At 70.5% G+C, this 18,487-nt stretch carries 14 protein-coding genes; 9 read left to right on the top strand and 5 right to left on the bottom strand.

What is annotated here, in order from left to right:
* The first annotated feature begins 24 nt into the window (after window positions 1–24).
* The 9 genes from ngcE to ACIQE0_RS33630 all read left to right on the top strand — a co-directional run bounded on the left by ngcE (window position 25) and on the right by ACIQE0_RS33630 (window position 12,211).
* A complete protein-coding gene (ngcE, locus tag ACIQE0_RS33670) occupies window positions 25–1,458 on the top strand; it encodes an N-acetylglucosamine/diacetylchitobiose ABC transporter substrate-binding protein (protein ID WP_402339065.1) in 1,434 nt (477 codons plus the stop codon).
* A gap of 65 nt (window positions 1,459–1,523) precedes the next feature.
* Window positions 1,524–2,447 (top strand): sugar ABC transporter permease, encoded by a 924-nt coding sequence (locus ACIQE0_RS33665; RefSeq protein ID WP_366337302.1) that lies wholly within the window; start codon window positions 1,524–1,526, stop codon window positions 2,445–2,447.
* Between the two features lie 11 nt (window positions 2,448–2,458).
* Entirely contained in the window at window positions 2,459–3,334 is an 876-nt protein-coding gene (locus tag ACIQE0_RS33660; protein WP_366337300.1) for a carbohydrate ABC transporter permease, read from the top strand.
* Between the two features lie 222 nt (window positions 3,335–3,556).
* Window positions 3,557–4,756 carry an ROK family protein gene (locus tag ACIQE0_RS33655; RefSeq protein ID WP_384102092.1) on the top strand — a complete coding sequence of 400 codons (1,200 nt, stop codon included), beginning with the start codon at window positions 3,557–3,559 and terminating at the stop codon, window positions 4,754–4,756.
* A gap of 141 nt (window positions 4,757–4,897) precedes the next feature.
* The gene (locus ACIQE0_RS33650; RefSeq protein WP_402339062.1) at window positions 4,898–5,989 is read left to right on the top strand and encodes a substrate-binding domain-containing protein; all 1,092 of its coding nucleotides are present in this window, start codon (window positions 4,898–4,900) and stop codon (window positions 5,987–5,989) included.
* Between the two features lie 123 nt (window positions 5,990–6,112).
* On the top strand, window positions 6,113–6,913 hold the full coding sequence (locus tag ACIQE0_RS33645; RefSeq protein WP_366337294.1) for an ATP-binding cassette domain-containing protein: 801 nt from the start codon (window positions 6,113–6,115) through the stop codon (window positions 6,911–6,913).
* Window positions 6,910–8,184, top strand: coding sequence for an ABC transporter permease subunit (locus ACIQE0_RS33640; RefSeq protein WP_366337292.1), 1,275 nt, complete (start codon window positions 6,910–6,912; stop codon window positions 8,182–8,184). The genes ACIQE0_RS33645 and ACIQE0_RS33640 overlap by 4 nt, the downstream gene beginning before the upstream one ends.
* 277 nt (window positions 8,185–8,461) lie before the next feature.
* The gene (dxs, locus tag ACIQE0_RS33635) at window positions 8,462–10,441 is read left to right on the top strand and encodes a 1-deoxy-D-xylulose-5-phosphate synthase (protein WP_402339060.1); all 1,980 of its coding nucleotides are present in this window, start codon (window positions 8,462–8,464) and stop codon (window positions 10,439–10,441) included.
* Between the two features lie 198 nt (window positions 10,442–10,639).
* A complete protein-coding gene (locus ACIQE0_RS33630) occupies window positions 10,640–12,211 on the top strand; it encodes an amino acid permease (RefSeq protein WP_402339058.1) in 1,572 nt (523 codons plus the stop codon).
* 80 nt (window positions 12,212–12,291) lie between these two features.
* Here ACIQE0_RS33630 and ACIQE0_RS33625 read toward each other — a convergent pair whose 3' ends face one another.
* The 5 genes from ACIQE0_RS33625 to ACIQE0_RS33605 all read right to left on the bottom strand — a co-directional run bounded on the left by ACIQE0_RS33625 (window position 12,292) and on the right by ACIQE0_RS33605 (window position 18,437).
* Entirely contained in the window at window positions 12,292–12,690 is a 399-nt protein-coding gene (locus ACIQE0_RS33625) for an NTP pyrophosphohydrolase (protein WP_366337286.1), read from the bottom strand.
* Between the two features lie 116 nt (window positions 12,691–12,806).
* On the bottom strand, window positions 12,807–14,957 hold the full coding sequence (locus ACIQE0_RS33620; RefSeq protein WP_402339056.1) for a 3-hydroxyacyl-CoA dehydrogenase NAD-binding domain-containing protein: 2,151 nt from the start codon (window positions 14,955–14,957) through the stop codon (window positions 12,807–12,809).
* A complete protein-coding gene (locus ACIQE0_RS33615; RefSeq protein ID WP_366340275.1) occupies window positions 14,954–16,174 on the bottom strand; it encodes an acetyl-CoA C-acyltransferase in 1,221 nt (406 codons plus the stop codon). The genes ACIQE0_RS33620 and ACIQE0_RS33615 overlap by 4 nt, the downstream gene beginning before the upstream one ends.
* Window positions 16,175–16,419: 245 nt before the next feature.
* Entirely contained in the window at window positions 16,420–17,694 is a 1,275-nt protein-coding gene (locus ACIQE0_RS33610) for a ribonuclease D (RefSeq protein ID WP_366340277.1), read from the bottom strand.
* 80 nt (window positions 17,695–17,774) lie between these two features.
* The gene (locus tag ACIQE0_RS33605; RefSeq protein WP_274912735.1) at window positions 17,775–18,437 is read right to left on the bottom strand and encodes a response regulator transcription factor; all 663 of its coding nucleotides are present in this window, start codon (window positions 18,435–18,437) and stop codon (window positions 17,775–17,777) included.
* Window positions 18,438–18,487 lie beyond the last annotated feature (50 nt).

Raw genomic sequence — 18,487 nt, 5'->3', positions numbered from 1 at the left:
CCTGAAGAAGGCGAGGACTTGAGCATGGGATCCACCTCTGAAGTAGGCCGTCGCGATCTGGTCAAGCGGGCCGCCGCGTTGGGAATTTTCGCGGTTCCGGCCATGGGTGCCCTCTCGGCCTGTGCCACCGGGGGCGGTGGCGGCTCCGAGGACGGCACCAAGAACAAGGGCGCCACCTCCGCCAAGAATCCGCTCGGCGTGAAGAACGGGGTGCCGCTGGAGGCCTTCATCTTCAAGGGCGGACTGGGCGACCAGTACGCCAAGGACGCCGAGGCCGACTACGGCAAGACCTATGGCGTCACGGTCAAGCACACCGGCACCCAGCAGATCGGTCCCAAACTCCAGCCGCGCTTCGCCGGCGGCAATCCCCCCGATGTGATCGACAACTCCGGCGCCGACCACCTCGACATGAACAAGCTGTCCGCACAAGGGCAGTTGCAGGATCTCACCGCACTGCTCGACGCCCCGTCGCTGGACGACCCGAAGAAGAAGGTCCGGGACACGCTCTACCCCAGCACCATCGAAAAGGGCAAGCACAAGGACGCCTTCGACGTCTTCTACTACGCCTTCACGGTCTACGGCACGTGGTATTCGAGCAAGGTGCTCAAGGACAAGGGCTGGGAATACCCCACGTCCTTGGACGACATGGTCAAGCTCTGCGCCGAGATCAAGAAGGCGGGGATCGCGCCCTGGACGTATCCGGGGAAGTATCCCTACTACGTCCACTTCAACATGTTCGCCCAGATAGCCAAGATCGGCGGTCTGGACAAGTGGATCGCCATCGACAACCTGGAGCCGAACGCCTGGACCTCCAACGACGCGGTCAAGCAGGTCGTCGGGCACTACGAGGAACTGGCCGCCAAGGGCTACTTTCTGGCGGGCAGTCAGGGCATGACGCACATCCAGGCGCAGACCGCCTGGACCCGCGGCAAGGCGGTCTTCATCCCCAACGGCTCCTGGGTGGAGAACGAGGCCGCGCCGACCACCCCGGCCGACTTCGAGATGACCGTCGGCCCGCTCTTCGACGGCGGCAGCGGCGACAAGCTGCCGCACGGCACGCTGCGCGCCGAGCCCAGCGAGCCGTTCATCGTCGCCAAGGGCGGGAAGAATCCCATCGGCGGAATGGAACTGCTGCGGATGATGCTGTCCAAGAAGCACGCGCAGAATTTCGCCACCAAGGTCAAGTCGCTCACCGCCCTGCGGGGCGCGACCGACGGAATGCAGCTCTCGCCGGGCCTCGCCTCGGCCGCCAAGGCGGTCAAGGAGGGCGGGCAGAACCTCCTGATGATCCAGCTCCAGGAGTGGTATCCGCAGCTCACCGACGAAAAGCTCGGCGGTCTGACCAGCCAGCTGCTCACCGGTGACCTCAAGGCCGCCGAGTGGATCAAGAAGGCGCAGGAGTACGCGGACGCGATCGCCAAGGACAGCTCCGTCACCAAGTTCCACCGCACCGCCTGAGCCGGGCTTTCCGACCGGGATTCGCGTCCACGTACCACCGCTGACGAGGGAGGGCCGGGGAGCTCATGCGACACGGCAAGTACCGATTCATCGTGGGGTTCCTGGCCCTGCCCCTGTTGATCTACGGCATCTTCGTGATCTCGCCGTTCGTCCAGGCGTTCCAGATATCCACCACCGAATGGAGCGGCCTGCGCGGCACCGCCAAGAGCGTCGGGCTGGCCAACTACGGAAAACTGCTGCACAGCGACGATTTCTGGAATGCGCTCCAACACAACGTCATCATGCTGGTGTTGGTGCCGATCGCGACGCTGGCGCTGGGACTGTTCTTCGCCTTCATGCTGAACGTCGGCGGCCGCTCCCGGCGCGGTGCGGTCATCACCGGCGTCCGCGGCGCGACGTTCTACAAATTCGTCTACTTCTTCCCGCAGGTCATCTCGATCACCATCATCTCGGTGATCTGGTTCAACATCTACAATCCCGATCCGCACGACGGCATGCTCAACTCGCTGCTCGGCGCGGTGGGTCTGGATTCCCTCCAGAGCGCCTGGCTGGGGGAGGGGAGCCTGGCCCTGGCCTGCATCATGGTGGTGATGGTCTGGGCGAACGTCGGCTTCTACGTCGTGCTGTTCTCCGCCGCCATGGCCTCCATCCCCCGGGAGATCTACGAGGCCGCGCTGCTGGACGGCGCCAACCGCTTCCACACCTTCTTCCGGATCACCCTTCCGCTGCTGTGGGACACCGTGCAGACGGGCTGGGTCTACATGGGCATCATCGCGATGGACGCGTTCGCGCTGGTGCAGATCATGTCCGTCAACGTGGGCGGTCCGGACGGCGCGACCGACGTCGTCCCGCTCCGCCTCTACCTAACCGCCTTCCGCGACAGTCAGTTCGGCTACGCGGCGGCGATGGGCGTCGCCATGCTCGTCGTCACGCTGCTGTTCGCCGCCCTCACGATGCGCTTCGCGCGCCGTGAGCGGATCGAGTTCTAGGGACAGGGCGCATGACGACACCGACCACGCAGGCGCGATCGCGCCGGACCGCCGAGGGCGGCACGCTCAACGTCTTCTCGCACGGCATCCTCGTCATCTGGGCGCTGATGGTGGGCCTGCCGCTGCTGTGGGTGCTGTGGAGCTCCTTCAAGAGCAGCGGCGCCATCCTCACCTCCCCCTGGTCGCTCCCGGGGAAGCTGCACTTCGAGAACTGGGCCAACGCCTGGGAGAAGGCCAACATCGGCCGGATGTTCCTCAACACCCTGATCGTGGTGGGCGGTTCGCTCACCGGCACGATGGTGCTGGGGTCCATGGCGGGCTATGTCCTGGCCCGCTTCGAGTTCCCCGGCAACCGCCTCGTCTACTACCTCTTCGTCGCCGGGATGTCCTTCCCGGTCTTCATGCTGGTGATCCCGCTGTTCTTCGTGCTGCGGGACTTCCCCGGCGTCCCGCTGCTGGCGACGTACCCCGGCCTGATCCTGGTCTACATCGCCTATTCGCTGCCGTTCACGGTCTTCTTCATGACGTCGTTCTTCCGCACCCTGCCGACCTCCATCGCGGAGGCGGCGATGATCGACGGTGCCTCGCACATGAGGACGTTCTTCCAGGTCATGCTGCCGATGGCCAAGCCGGGCCTGATCAGCGTGGGGATCTTCAACTTCCTGGGGCAGTGGAACCAGTACCTGCTGCCGATGGTCCTCAACCAGGACGAGAGCAAGTACGTGCTCACCCAGGGCCTGGCCAACCTCGCGCTCCAGCAGGGTTACCAGGGTGACTGGGGCGGGCTGATGGCAGGCATGATGATCGCGATGCTGCCGGTGCTGCTCGTCTACATGATCTTCCAGCGGCAGGTGCAGTCCGGGCTGACGGCCGGTGCGCTGAAGTAGCGCCTTCGGGCGCCCAAGGGCGGTTCCCCACCAGGGGGAACCGCCCTTCCCGCATGCCCGGAGGCCGCCGATTCCGCCCGGGCTCAACGCCTTGACGAGACTTCCCCGCTGGAGTTCTTCTTAGAGTTCACATGTTGAAATCGGTTGCCGTCCCCCGATGACGTGGGTGCGGCCGGCGGGCAGTCGTCGCACTGCCCGCCCCAGGCGGGAGTGGATGAGTCGATGGAGACTCCGGGGTCGCAGTCCTCGCTGCACCGGGCCAATCTGGAGCGGGTCGTCCGCGCGGTGCGCATGGCGGGCTCGCTCACCCAGGCGGAGATCGCCCGGAGCACAGGGCTGTCCGCGGCCACCGTCTCGAACATCGTTCGCGAGTTGAAGGACGGCGGGACCGTCGAGGTGACGCCCACCTCGGCGGGCGGCCGCCGGGCGCGCAGCGTCTCGCTCTCCGGCGACGCCGGGATCGTCGTCGGCGTCGACTTCGGCCACTCCCACCTGCGGGTGGCGGTCGGCAACCTCGCCCACGAGGTGCTCGCCGAGGAGGCCGAGCCGATCGATGTGGACGCCTCCGCCGCCGAGGGCTTCGACCGGGCGGAACAGCTGGTCAGCCGGCTGATCGAGCGGACCGGGGTCGATCCTGCCAAGGTCATCGGCGTGGGCCTGGGCGTCCCCGGCCCCATCGACGTGGAGTCCGGCACCCTGGGCTCGACCGCGATCCTGCCGGGCTGGTCCGGGACCAAGCCCGGCGCGGAGCTGTCCGAGCGGCTCGGTGTGCCGGTGCACGTCGACAACGATGCCAACCTCGGTGCGCTCGGCGAGCTGGTGTGGGGCGGCGGCCGCGGCGCGGCGGACCTGGCGTACATCAAGGTCGCCAGCGGGGTCGGCGCCGGGCTGGTGATCAGCGGCCAGATCTACCGCGGTCCGGGCGGTACGGCCGGCGAGATCGGGCACATCACCCTGGACGAGTCCGGCCCGGTCTGCCGCTGCGGCAACCGCGGCTGCCTGGAGACCTTCACCGCCGCCCGCTACGTCCTCCCGCTCCTCCAGCCGAGCCACGGCGCCGACCTGACGATGGCGCGGGTGGTCCAGCTGGCCCGCGAGGGCGATCCGGGCTGCCGGCGGGTCATCGCGGACGTGGGCCGGCACATCGGCAGCGGCGTGGCCAACCTGTGCAATCTGCTCAACCCCAGCCGGGTGGTGCTCGGCGGCGACCTCGCCGAGGCCGGTGAGCTGGTGCTCGGGCCGATCCGGGAGTCGGTGTCGCGGTACGCGATCCCCAGCGCCGCACGGCAGTTGGGCATCGTGACGGGCACGCTCGGGGGCCGCGCCGAGGTGTTGGGCGCGCTCGCCCTGGTGCTGAGCGAGATGGGCGACTCGACCCTGCTCGACGGCGTACGGGGGGCGGACGCCCCTGCCATAGCGTGACCGGCATGAGTTCATCCCCCAAACGCATGGCACCGTTGTCATCTCGTTAAGGATTTACTCCTTGACGGTGCGCTTGCGGCCGAGTTGACTCGCTGCCACCTCGGCCGCAACGACGCGGCCACGTCAGGGAGGCAACCCCCAATGAATGTGTGGACGCGTCGCGTCGTCATAGGTACCGCCGCCGTCTCGATGGCGCTGTCCGTGGCCGCCTGCGGCAAGGCCGGCGACGGCGGCAAGAGCGGCGGCGACGGCAAGACCATCGGCCTGCTGCTGCCGGAGAACAAGACCACCCGCTACGAGACCTTCGACCGCCCGCTGATCACCAAGAAGATCCAGGCGCTCTGCAGTGACTGCCAGGTCAAGTACAACAACGCCGACCAGGACACCCAGAACCAGAAGAAGCAGTTCGACGCCCTGATCACCCAGGGCGTCAAGGTGATCGTCCTGGACCCGGTCGACTACAAGGCCACCAAGTCCTGGGTCAACGAGGCCGCCAAGAAGGGCGTCAAGGTCGTCGCGTACGACCGCCTGGCCGAGGGCGAGATCTCCGCCTACGTCTCCTACGACAACGAGAAGATCGGCCGCCTCCAGGGCGAGGCGCTGGTCAAGGCGCTCGGCGACAAGGCCAAGGACAGCAATGTCGTCATGATCAACGGCTCGCCGACCGACGCCAACGCCCCGTTCTTCAAGCGCGGCGCCCACAGCGTCCTGGACAAGCAGGTCAAGAAGGTCGTCTACGAGCAGGACATCCCGGACTGGTCGCCGGACGAGGCCAACAAGAAGATGAGCGCGGCCATCGACTCCCTCGGCAAGGACGGCTTCCAGGGCGTCTACTCCGCCAACGACGGGATGGCCGGCGGCATCATCACCGCCCTCAAGCAGCAGGGCGTCTCCGTGCCGGTCGGGGGCCAGGACTCCGAACTCGCCGGTCTCCAGCGGGTTCTCAAGGGCGACCAGGCGTTCACCATCTACAAGCAGATCAAGCCGCAGGCCGACACCACGGCCGAGATCGCGGTCCGGCTGCTCAAGGGCGAGAAGTTCGACTCCCTGACGCCCACCAAGGTCGACAGCCTCAGCGGGGAGGTCAAGGGCATTCCCGCGAAGCTCTTCGACGCCCAGGTCGTGACCAAGGACAACGTCGAGGACACGATCATCAAGGACAAGGTCTACCAGGCGAGCCAGCTCTGCACCGGTGACGTCAAGGCGGCCTGCACGGCTGCGGGCATCAAGTAGCGCGGGCGGCGGGCCCGTTCACCCGCCCCGCCCCGGCCCGGCAGCCGAACGGCCGCCGCGCCGGGGCCCCGCACCCCCCGCACCCGTACCACCATTCCCGCCGCAGCGACGGCGGTGAAGGAGATGATTCACGTGTCCGCTCCGCCCGTGCTGGCGTTGCGCGGCGTCTCCAAGCGGTTCGGCGCCGTCCAGGCGCTCACCGACGTCACGCTGGAGATCCACGCCGGTGAGGTGGTCGCCCTCGTCGGCGACAACGGCGCCGGAAAGTCCACCCTGGTCAAGACCATCTCGGGCGTCCACCCGGTCGACGACGGCGCCATCGAGTGGCAGGGCGCGCCGGTCCGCATCGGCAAGCCGCACGACGCCCAGGAGCTCGGCGTCGCCACCGTCTACCAGGACCTCGCGCTCTGCGACAACCTCGACGTCGTCGCCAACCTCTACCTCGGCAACGAGCTCCGCACCGCCGGCGTCCTCGACGAGATCGCCATGGAGAAGCGGGCCAAGGAGCTGCTGGACACCCTGTCCATCCGGATTCCCAGCGTCCGGATTCCGGTGGCCGCGCTCTCCGGCGGTCAGCGGCAGGTCGTCGCCATCGCCCGCGCGCTGATCGGCGAGCCGAAGGTCGTCATCCTCGACGAGCCGACCGCGGCCCTCGGCGTCGAGCAGACCGCCCAGGTCCTCGACCTCGTCGAGCGGCTCCGCGAGCGGGACCTCGGCGTCATCCTGATCAGCCACAACATGGCCGACGTGCTGGCGGTCGCGGACCGGGTCGCGGTGCTCCGGCTGGGCCGCAACAACGGTGTCTTCGATGTCGCGGACACCTCCCACGAAGAGATCATCGCCGCCATCACCGGCGCCTCGGACAACGCCGTCACCCGCCGCAGGGCGCGCACCGGCCAGCTCAAGAAGGAGGCCGGGGCGTGAGTGAGCAGCAGACCACCGAGGCGGCACCGCAGTCCCCGCAGCCGGCCGCCGTCGACCCCCGGCTGCTGGTCAGGGAGAAGGGGTTCGCCGGCTACCTGGAGGAGTTCACCCGCCGGATCCGCGGCGGTGAGCTGGGGTCCCTGCCGGTCATCGTCGGCCTGATCGTCATCGCGGTCGTCTTCCAGTTCAAGAACAGCAGCTTCCTGTCCGCCGACAGCCTCGCCAACATCGGTGTCTACACCGCCGGTCTGGGCATCATGGCGGTCGGCATCGTCTTCGTCCTGCTGCTCGGTGAGATCGATCTCTCCGTCGGCTCGGTCGCGGGCGTGGGCGCGGCCGTCTGGGCTGTGTTGAGCGTCACTCATGGCGTCAACGACTGGCTGGCGGTCGTGATCGCGGTGGCCGCCGGCGCCGCCATCGGCGCCCTCCACGGGTTCTTTTTCGCCAAGATCGGCGTGCCTGCCTTCGTCGTCACCCTGGCCGGCTTCCTCGGCTGGAGCGGTCTGCAGATCTGGCTGATGGGCAAGGAAGGCTCCATCAACACGCCCAGCGGCAGTGTGGTGGAGAGCCTCACCGGCTACTACTTCGAGGACAAGGGCGCCGCCTACGGCCTGGCGCTGGTCGCGGTCCTGGCGTACGCGGGCTCGCTGCTGCTGGACACCCGGCGCCGCCGGGCCGCCGCCCTGCCGTCCCGGCCGCTGAGCGAGATCCTGCTGCGCACCGGCGTGGTCGCGGTGCTCGCCTTCGTCGTCGCCTACGTCCTCAACGAGCCGGCCGGCGCCCGCGGTCTGCCGCTGGCCCTGGTGCTCTTCCTCGCCGTCCTGGTCCTGGCCGACTTCGTGGTGCGCCGCACCAGCTACGGCCGGCAGATCTTCGCGGTCGGCGGCAACGCCGAGGCGGCCCGCCGGGCCGGTATCAGCGTGGCCCGGGTCCGGATCACCGTCTTCGCGATCTCCGGGATGCTCGCCGCCTTCGGCGGCCTGTTCATCGCCAGCCTCTCCGGCGGCGCCACCAAGAACCTCGGCTCCGGCAACACCCTGATGAACGTCATCGCGGCGGCGGTCATCGGCGGCACCAGCCTCTTCGGCGGACGCGGCAAGATCTGGTCCGCGCTGCTGGGCATGCTGGTCATCCAGTCGATCCAGCAGGGCCTGAACCTGCTCGGCATGGCCAGTGAGATCCAGTACATGATCACCGGCGCGGTGCTGCTGGCCGCCGTGGTGATCGACTCGGTGTCGCGACGGACCCAGAAGACCGCCGGGCGCACCTAGGCGCGGGCAGTCGGGCGGCTGCGGCGGCGTCGCGGGCGCACCCGGCTGCACGCTCTCTGACAAAACGGTGGAAAACGGCCCCTGTCGGACGCGTTTCGTACGCGCTCCGGTGGGGGCCGCGCCGCGTCCAGGGGCCACGGGGGCGGCTGGAAAACGGCGTTCGGGGCGACTGTCACCCAAGTGGCATGCATCGTGAGGCCCGGCCGCGCCGGCCGCGGACGCAACATTAGACTCATCTGATCGGCAAGCTCGACCTACGGCAGCAAGGAGGCATGGGGTGGCATTGCTGACCCGTATCAAGGGGCCGCGCGACCTGGACCGGCTCTCGCCCGAGCAGCTCACGCAGCTGGCGGGGGAGATCCGCGGCTTCCTCGTCGACGCGGTCTCCAAGACCGGCGGACACCTCGGCCCGAACCTCGGCGTGGTCGAACTGACCATCGCCCTGCACCGCGTCTTCCATTCCCCCAAGGACAAGGTCCTGTGGGACACCGGACACCAGTCCTACGTCCACAAGCTGCTGACCGGCCGCCAGGACTTTTCCAAGCTCAAGGCCAAGGGCGGCCTCTCCGGCTACCCCTCCCGTGCCGAATCCGAGCACGACGTCATCGAGAACAGCCACGCCTCCACCGTGCTGGGCTGGGCCGAGGGCATCGCCAAGGCCCACGAGGTCCGCGGCACGGACGACCGGGTGGTGGCCGTCATCGGTGACGGCGCCCTCACCGGCGGTATGGCCTGGGAGGCGCTCAACAACATCGCCGCCGCCAAGGACCGCCCGCTGGTCATCGTCGTCAACGACAACGAGCGCTCCTACGCGCCGACCATCGGCGGCCTGGCCAACCACCTCGCCACCCTGCGCACCACCGACGGCTACGAGCGCTTCCTGGCCCGCGGGAAGGACATCCTGGAGCGCACCCCGGTCGTCGGCAAGCCGCTCTACGAGACCCTGCACGGCGCCAAGAAGGGCCTGAAGGACTTCATCGCCCCGCAGGGCATGTTCGAGGACCTGGGCCTGAAGTACGTCGGCCCGATCGACGGCCACGACATCGAGGCGCTGGAGTCCGCGCTGGCCCGCGCCAAGCGCTTCGGCGGCCCGGTGATCGTCCACTGCCTGACCGAGAAGGGCCGCGGCTACAAGCCGGCCCTCCAGGACGAGGCCGACCGCTTCCACGCCGTCGGCAAGATCCACCCGGACACCGGCCTGCCGATCTCCTCCGGCGGCAAGGACTGGACGTCCGTCTTCGGCGACGAGATGGTCGAGCTCGGCAAGGAGCGCGAGGACATCGTCGCCATCACGGCGGCCATGCTCCAGCCGGTCGGCTTGGAGAAGTTCGCCAAGCAGTTCCCGGACCGGGTCTACGACGTCGGCATCGCCGAGCAGCACGCCGCGGTCTCCGCCGCCGGTATGGCCACCGCCGGGCTGCACCCGGTCTTCGCGGTCTACGCCACCTTCCTCAACCGCGCCTTCGACCAGGTCCTGATGGACGTCGCGCTGCACCGGTGCGGCGTCACCTTCGTCCTGGACCGGGCCGGTGTCACCGGCACCGACGGCGCCTCGCACAACGGCATGTGGGACATGTCGATCCTCCAGGTCGTCCCCGGCCTGCGGATCGCCGCGCCGCGCGACGCCGACCAGGTGCGCGCCCAGCTGCGGGAGGCCGTCGAGGTCGACGACGCGCCCACCGTGGTGCGCTACTCCAAGGGCGCGGTCGGCCCGGCCGTCGAGGCGGTCGGGCGGGTCGGCGGCATGGACGTGCTGCGCGAGCCCGCCGCCGCCGGGCGGCCCGACGTCCTGCTGGTGTCGGTCGGTGCGCTCGCCCCGATGTGCCTGGAGGTCGCCGACCTGCTCGACAAGCAGGGCATCTCCACCACCGTCGTCGACCCCCGCTGGGTCAAGCCGGTCGACGAGGCGCTGCCGGGCCTGGCCGCGAAGCACCGGCTGGTGGTCACCGTCGAGGACAACATCCGTACCGGCGGCGTCGGTTCGGCCGTCGCCCAGGCGCTCCGGGACGCCGGTGTGGACGTCCCGCTGCGCGACTTCGGCATCCCCGAGCGGTTCCTGGACCACGCCTCCCGCAAGGAGGTCATGGCGGAGATCGGGCTCACCGCCCCGGACATCGCCCGCCAGGTGACCGGTCTGGTCGCCAAGATGGACAACCGGGACGACGACGCCGAGGTGGCCCCGAAGGCCGCGGACCCCGCCGGCACCGCGGAGAGTGGCGCCGGCGCGGCCGAGCCCGCCGAGGTGGCCAGCGACTGACCCGCGCCCCGTACCGCCCGATGGGCCGGCCGGACATCCGCACGGATGTTCCGACCGGCCCATCGGCCTCTCCGGGGTTCCCACCCATCGGGTGAATCCCCGGTCCCCGAAGGCCCGCCGCCGCTGCCCCCTTACGGACATTGCGCAGACTCGGGCAGTTCAGGAGATCGCGAGGGCCGTCCAGGCGGAGGTACGCCCATGAGCACACAGCACGGACCGCGGGGTCAGGCACCGGGCCCCGGGCCGCACCCCCCGCGCATCACGCGCCGCGACCGCGGCGTCCTGCGGACGAAGAGCATCGAGCAGTCGATCCAGGACACCGAGGAGCCGGAGCACGCGCTCAAGAAGTCCCTCTCGGCGCTCGACCTGACCGTCTTCGGCGTGGGTGTGGTCATCGGCACCGGCATCTTCGTCCTCACCGGGAAGATCGCCAAGGAGCAGGCGGGGCCCGCCGTCGCCCTCTCCTTCGTCATCGCCGGTGTGGTCTGCGCGCTGGCGGCGCTGTGCTACGCGGAGTTCGCCTCCACCGTGCCGGTGGCCGGCTCCGCGTACACCTTCTCCTACGCGTCCCTGGGCGAACTGCCCGCCTGGATCATCGGCTGGGACCTGATCCTGGAACTGGCCCTGGGGTGTGCGGTGGTCGCCGTCGGCTGGTCCGGCTATGTGCGCTCGCTGCTGGACTCGGTGGGGGTGCACGTGCCGGCGGCGCTGTCCGGCAGCCACGGCGGGCACTTCGGCTTCGACCTGCTCGCCTGCGTCCTCGTCCTGGTGATCACGGCCGTCCTGGTGCTCGGCATGAAGCTCTCCTCGCAGGTGACGACGGTGGTCGTCGGCGTGAAGGTGACCGTGGTGCTGCTGGTGATCATCGCCGGCGCGTTCCTCATCTCCCCGGAGAACTACCGGCCGTTCATCCCGCCGAGCCGCCCCAGCGCCGTCGGCGGGGGACTGGCCGCACCGCTCTCCCAGCTGATGTTCGGCTTCACCCCGTCCGACTTCGGCGTGATGGGCGTCTTCGCGGCGGCCGCGGTGGTCTTCTTCGCCTTCATCGGCTTCGACATCGTGGCCACCGCGGCCGAGGAGACCCGCGTCCCGCAGCGCGACGTCCCGCGCGGCATCCTCGGCTCCCTGGCCATCTGCACCCTGCTCTACGTCGCCGTCTCCATCGTCGTCACCGGCATGGAGAAGTACTACCGGCTCACCGTCGACGCCCCGCTCGCCGACGCCTTCAAGCACGTCGGCTACCCCTTCTTCGCGGGCCTGATCAGCTTTGGGGCGGCGGTCGGCCTGACCTCGGTCTGCATGATCCTGCTGCTCGGCCAGAGCCGGGTGTTCTTCGCGATGAGCCGGGACGGGCTGCTGCCCCAGGTCTTCTCCCGTGTGCACCCGAAGTTCGGCACCCCGCACCGCTCCACCATCGTGCTCGGTGCCGTCGTCGCGGTGGTCTCCGGCTTCACCTCCATCGACGTGCTGGCCGAACTCGTCAACATCGGGACGCTGTTCGCGTTCGTCGTGGTCGCCGTCGGCGTGGTGCTGCTCCGCCGTTCCCGCCCGGACCTGCCGCGCGCCTTCCGCACGCCGTTCGTCCCGGTGGTGCCGGTGCTGTCGGTGCTCGCCTCGCTGTGGCTGATGCTCAATCTGCCGGCCGAGACCTGGGTCCGCTTCGCGATCTGGATGGCGGCCGGCTTCGTCGTCTACTTCCTCTACGGGCGCCGCAACAGCCGCCTCGCCCGGTACCTGCGGGAACGGGACGCGGCCGGCGCCCGCCCGTAGCGCTCCCGTCCGGGGCCGGCCCGCGGCTGTGGGCCGCGCCCGCCCGTCGGCCCCGCGGCCGCAGACGCCGCGCTGCGCGGCTACGACGCCCCGCGCCGACCCGTTTCCCCGCGGACCGCCCGCGGGCCCGTCACACGGGCGCCCAGCGCCTGTACGCGCTCGCGCAGCCCGCGGTCGGCGGTGACCACCAGGCAGTCCCGGTCCGCGCCCTCGTCGGCCACCAGCGCCACGATCGCGTCGTCGCCGCTGCCCTGCGCCGACACCGCCCGGACGCCCGGTACGGACGCCACCCCGCGCGCCGCGCCCTCCACCACCAGGACCAGCTCCAGCGGCGGCTCGACCAGCCCCGGCAGCCCCGTCGCGGCGCGGTCGGCCAGCGCGTCCCGCAGCCGCTCGGCCGCGCCGCGCCGGTCCCGCCACCAGCCGTCGGGCACCGAGCCGACGACGTTCGCGGCATCGACGACGACCAAGGAATCCATACCGCCAGCCTGCCACGCGCCGCGCCGCCGCCCGCCCTGCGTCCGGGTACGGAACGACGCGCGGACCGGCTCCACCGAGCCGGTCCGCGCGCCAACTACCCAGCTGTGCAGGTCCCTTAGGCGGGAACGCTCGCGACGCCCGGGGCCAGGAACTTCTTGCCGGTCACCCGCTCGGAGACGCCCTCACGGTCCAGGTACGGCGTGATGCCGCCCAGGTGGAAGGGCCAGCCGGCGCCGGTGATCAGGCACAGGTCGATGTCCTGCGCCTCGGCGACCACGCCCTCGTCCAGCATCAGGCCGATCTCCTGCGCGACGGCGTCCAGCACCCGGTCGCGGACCTGCTCCTCGGTCAGCACCGCGTCGCCCTGCTTGAGCAGCGCGGCGACCTCCGGGTCCAGCTCCGGCTTGCCGGAGTCGTAGACGTAGAAGCCGCGCTTGCCGGCCTCGACGACGGCCTTGAGGTTCGGGGAGACCGTGAAGCGCTCCGGGAAGGCGCCGTGCAGCGTCTCGGAGACGTGCAGGCCGATCGCCGGGCCGACCAGCTCCAGCAGCACCAGCGGCGACATGGGCAGGCCCAGGGGCTCGACCGCCTTCTCGGCGACCTCGACCGAGGTGCCCTCGTCGATGACGTTCTGGATCTCGCCCATGAAGCGGGTCAGGATGCGGTTGACGACGAACGCCGGGGCGTCCTTGACCAGCACCGCGGTCTTCTTCAGCGACTTGGCGACCGCGAAGGCGGTGGCCAGCGACGCGTCGTCGGTCTGCTCCGCCCGGACGATCTCCAGCAGCGGCAGGATCGCGACCGGGTTGAAGAAGTGGAAGCCCACGACCCGCTCGGGGTGCTTGAGCTTCGAGGCCATCTCGGTGACCGAGAGGGAGGAGGTGTTGGTGGCGAGGATGGCGTGCGCCGGCACCACCGCCTCGACCTCGGCGAACACCTGCTGCTTGACGCCCATCTCCTCGAAGACGGCCTCGATGACGAAGTCCGCGTCGCCGAAGGCGGCGGCCTTGTCGAGGTGGCCGGAGACCAGGCCCTTGAGGCGGTTCGCCTTGTCCTGGTTGACGCGGCCCTTGAGGAGCAGCTTGTCGATCTCGCCGTGGACGTACGCGACGCCCTTGTCGATCCGCGCCTGGTCGATGTCGGTGAGGACGACCGGGACCTCCAGGCGGCGGGCGAACAGCAGCGCCAGCTGAGAGGCCATCAGACCGGCGCCGACCACGCCCACCTTGGTGACCGGGCGGGCCAGCGACCTGTCCGGCGCACCGGCCGGGCGCTTGGCGCGCTTCTGCACGAGGTTGAACGCGTAGATGCCGGAGCGGAGTTCGCCGCCCATGATGAGGTCGGCCAGCGCCACGTTTTCGAGATCAAACAGCGTCTCGGTGTCGAAGCCCTCGCGGGCGGAGCCCGCGTTCTTGGCGGCCGCGATGATGTCCAGCGCGCGGTAGGCGGCCGGGGCCGCGCCGTGCACCTTGCCGTCCGCGATCGCCTTGCCGCGCTGCACGGCGGCGTCCCACGCCTCGCCGCGGTCCACCTCGGTCCGGTGGACCTCGGTCTCACCGGTCAGCACCGCGGCGGTCCAGTCCAGCGACCGCTCCAGGAAGTCCGCGCCCTCGAAGAGCGCGTCGGCGATGCCGAGCTCGAAGACCTGCTTGCCCTTGAGCTGCTTGTTCTGGTTGAGCGAGTTCTCGATGATGACCGAGATCGCCTTGTCGGCGCCGATGAGGTTCGGCAGCAGCGTGCAGCCGCCCCAGCCGGGCACCAGGCCGAGGAAGACCTCGGGGAGCGAGAAGGCCGGCAGCGCCTTGGAGACGGTGCGGTAGGTGCAGTGCAGACCCGCCTCGACACCGCCGCCCATCGCGGCGCCGTTGTAGTACGCGAAGGTCGGCACGGCCAGCGCGGACAGCCGCTTGAAGACGTCGTGGCCGCCCTTGCCGATGGCCAGTGCGTCCTCGTGGCGGGCCAGCAGCTCGACGCCCTTGAGGTCGGCGCCCACGGCGAAGATGAACGGCTTGCCGGTGAGGCCGATGCCGACGATCTCGCCGGCCGCGGCCTCCTTCTCGACCTGGTCGATCGCGGCGTCGAGGTTCGCCAGCGACTGCGGGCCGAAGGTGGTCGGCTTGGTGTGGTCCAGGCCGTTGTCCAGCGTGATGAGCGCGAACCGGCCCGCGCCCTTGGGCAGGTCGAGGTGGCGCACGTGCGCCTGCGTCACGACCTCGTCCGGGAACAGCGCGGCCGCACCCTTCAACAGCTCAGCGGTGGTGGTCACTTGCCTGCCCCCTTGTGGTGCGGGTTCTCCCAGATAACGGTGCCGCCCATGCCGAAGCCGACGCACATGGTGGTGATGCCGTAGCGGACCTCGGGCTGCTCCTCGAACTGCCGCGCCAGCTGCGTCATCAGACGCACGCCGGAGGACGCCAGCGGGTGGCCGAAGGCGATCGCGCCGCCGTACTGGTTGACGCGCGGGTCGTCGTCGGCGATGCCGTAGTGGTCGAGCAGCGAGAGCACCTGGACGGCGAACGCCTCGTTGATCTCGAACAGGCCGATGTCGTCGATCGTCAGACCAGCCTTGGCCAGGGCCTTCTCGGTCGCCGGGACCGGGCCGATGCCCATCACCTCGGGCTCGACGCCGGCGAAGGCGTAGTCCACCAGGCGCATCTTGACCGGCAGGCCCAGCTCGCGGGCCACGTCCTCGGCGGCGATCAGCGAGGCGGTGGCGCCGTCGTTGAGGCCGGCGGCGTTGCCCGCGGTCACCCGGCCGTGCGGGCGGAACGGGGTCTTCAGGCCGGTGAGGTTCTCCAGCGTGGTGCCCGGGCGCATCGGCTCGTCGGCGGTGGCCAGGCCCCAGCCGAGCTCCCCGCCCTCGGGGGAGGTGCGGCGCACCGAGATCGGCACCAGGTCCTGCTGGATCTTGCCGTCGGCGTACGCCTTGGCGGCCTTCTCCTGGCTGCGCACCGCGTACTCGTCGGCGCGCTGCTTGGTGAGGTGGGGCAGCCGGTCGTGGAGGTTCTCCGCCGTCATGCCCATGAAGAGCGCGGACTCGTCGACCAGCTTCTCCGACACGAAGCGCGGGTTGGGGTCCACGGCCTCGCCCATGGGGTGCCGGCCCATGTGCTCGACACCGCCGGCCACGGCGATGTCGTACGCACCGAAGGCCACGCCGCCGGCGATGCTCGTCACCGCGGTCATCGCACCGGCGCACATCCGGTCCACGGAGAAGCCGGGCACCGACTGCGGCAGCCCCGCCAGGATGGCGGCGGTGCGGCCCAGGGTCAGGCCCTGGTCGCCGATCTGGGTGGTGGCGGCGAGGGCGACCTCGTCGATCCGGGCCGGGTCCAGGTCCGGGTTGCGGCGCAGCAGCTCCCGGATGCACTTGACGACCATGTCGTCGGCGCGGGTCTCGTGGTAGATGCCCTTCGGGCCCGCCTTGCCGAACGGGGTGCGGACGCCGTCGACGAAGACGACGTCCCTAGCGGTACGAGGCACGTTGGCTCTCCTCCAGGTGCGGGATGGCACTGCTGCGTTCGCGCCCCGGAGGACGCGTCACAGGCCCATGCTACTTACGAGTAACCAAGCTGCACACCCCCCTCGCCCGGAGCGGCGAACGTCACACCGCGCGCCGGCCGGAACCCGTCGGCGCAGCGCACGCGGCGACGCGGCGAACGCCGACGGCCCCGGTCGCGCGGTGCAGGCGCGGCCGGGGCCGTCGGTGGGTCGATTGCGGGGCGCGGTCAGGCGCCGCTCGCCCGCAGTGCGTCGGTGAGCAGCGGCGCGACCAGCTCGATCTGCCAGGGACGGGCGCCGTGTCCGGTGAGGACTTCGGCGACCGTCTCCGGGGTCGGGCCGGACGGCGGCTCCCAGCACAGCCGGCGCACCGTGTCGGGGGTGATGAGGTTCTCCTGCGGGAGGTGCAGCTGCTCGGCGAGCGCGGTCACCGAGGCGCGGGCGGCCGCGAGCCGGGCCGCCGCGGCCGGGTCCTTGTCGGCCCAGGCGCGGGGCGGCGGCGGGCCGCCGGGCGCCTGTCCGGGCTGCGGCAGCTCGGTCTCCGGCAGCGCCCGGGCACGGTCGATGGCGGTCTGCCACTGCTCCAGCTGGCGCCGGCCCATCCGGTGCCCGAACCCGGACAGTGCGGCCAACGCGTGGGTGTTGGGCGGCAGTTGGAGCGCGGCCTCGACGATCGCGGCGTCGCCGAGCACCTTGCCGGGCGAGACGTCGCGCCGCTGGGCGACCTGGTCGCGCAGCGTCCACAGCTCCCGGACGACCGCCATCTGCCGGCGTCGGCGCACCTTGTGCATCCCGGAGGTGCGGCGCCAGGGGTCCTTGCGGGGCGGCGCCGGGGGAGCGGTGGCGATGGCCGCGAACTCCTGCCGGGCCCACTCCAGCTTGCCCTGCCGGTCCAGCTCCTCCTCCAGCGCGTCGCGCAGGTCCACCAGCAGCTCGACGTCGAGCGCGGCGTAGCGCAGCCACGGCTCGGGCAGCGGGCGGGTGGACCAGTCGACGGCGGAGTGGCCCTTCTCCAGGGCGAAGCCGAGGACGTTCTCGACCATGGCGCCCAGGCCGACCCGGGGGAAGCCGGCCAGCCGCCCGGCCAGCTCGGTGTCGAAGAGCCCGGTGGGGATCATCCCTATGTCGCGCAGGCAGGGCAGGTCCTGGGTGGCGGCGTGCAACACCCACTCGGTGTCGGAGATCACCGCGCCCAGCGCGGAGAGGTCCGGGCAGCCGACCGGGTCGATCAGTACGCTGCCGGCGCCCTCGCGGCGCAGCTGGATGAGGTAGGCGCGCTGGCCGTAGCGGTAGCCCGAGGCGCGCTCGGCGTCCACCGCGACCGGTCCGCGGCCGGCGGCGAAGGCGGCGATGACCTCGGTGAGTGCCTCCGGGGTGGCGGTCACCGGAGGGATCCCCTCACGGGGCTCCAGTAGGGGTACCGGCGCCGGTCGGGAATCCGGAGGCGATTCTCCGGGTGCTCGCAGTGTCGTGTCTGCTGCGGTCTTTTGGGCGTCGGTCACCAGTCAAGGGTATCTGTGGATGCGCGTCGCCCGTCGGGGGAATGTTCCCTCGACGGGCGGGACGGGGCAGGAGGCGGGTTTCAGTGGATGATGCCGGTGCGCAGTGCGACCGCCACCATCCCGGCCCGGTCGCCGGTGCCGAGCTTGCGTGCGATCCGCGCGAGGTGGCTCTTCACGGTCAGCGCCGACAGCCCCATCGAGACGCCGATGGCCTTGTTGGACTGGCCCTCCGCCACCAGCCGCAACACCTCCACCTCGCGCCCCGAGAGTTCGCGGTAGCCGCCGGGGTGGCCCGGGGCGCCCGGCGGACGGCGCTGCATCCGGGCCGCGTTGGCGCCGATCGGCGTGGCGCCCGGTCGGCCCGGCAGGCCCAGGTTGGTGCGCGTGCCGGTGACGACGTAGCCCTTGACGCCGCCGGCGAGCGCGTTGCGCACCGCGCCGATGTCGTCGGCGGCGGAGAGCGCCAGGCCGTTGGGCCAGCCGGCCGCCCGCGTCTCCGACAGCAGGGTCAGGCCGGAGCCGTCGGGAAGGTGGACGTCGGCCACGCAGATGTCGCGCGGGTTGCCGACGCGGGGACGGGCCTCCGCGATGGACGACGCCTCGATCACGTCACGCACGCCGAGGGCCCACAGGTGACGGGTGACGGTGGAGCGGACGCGGGGGTCGGCCACGACGACCATGGCGGTCGGCTTGTTCGGGCGGTAGGCGACCAGGCTCGAAGGCTGCTCAAGGAGAACTGACACCGGGCCTCCTGGGGAGTGGCGGAGACGGAAGCCGGCTGGGGAAAGCCGGA

The sequence above is a fragment of the Streptomyces sp. NPDC093097 genome, from assembly GCF_044754325.1.
GTDB lineage: Bacteria > Actinomycetota > Actinomycetes > Streptomycetales > Streptomycetaceae > Streptomyces.
Note: the sequence above shows the minus strand (reverse complement) of the source record. Positions and strands in the feature narration are given on the sequence as shown.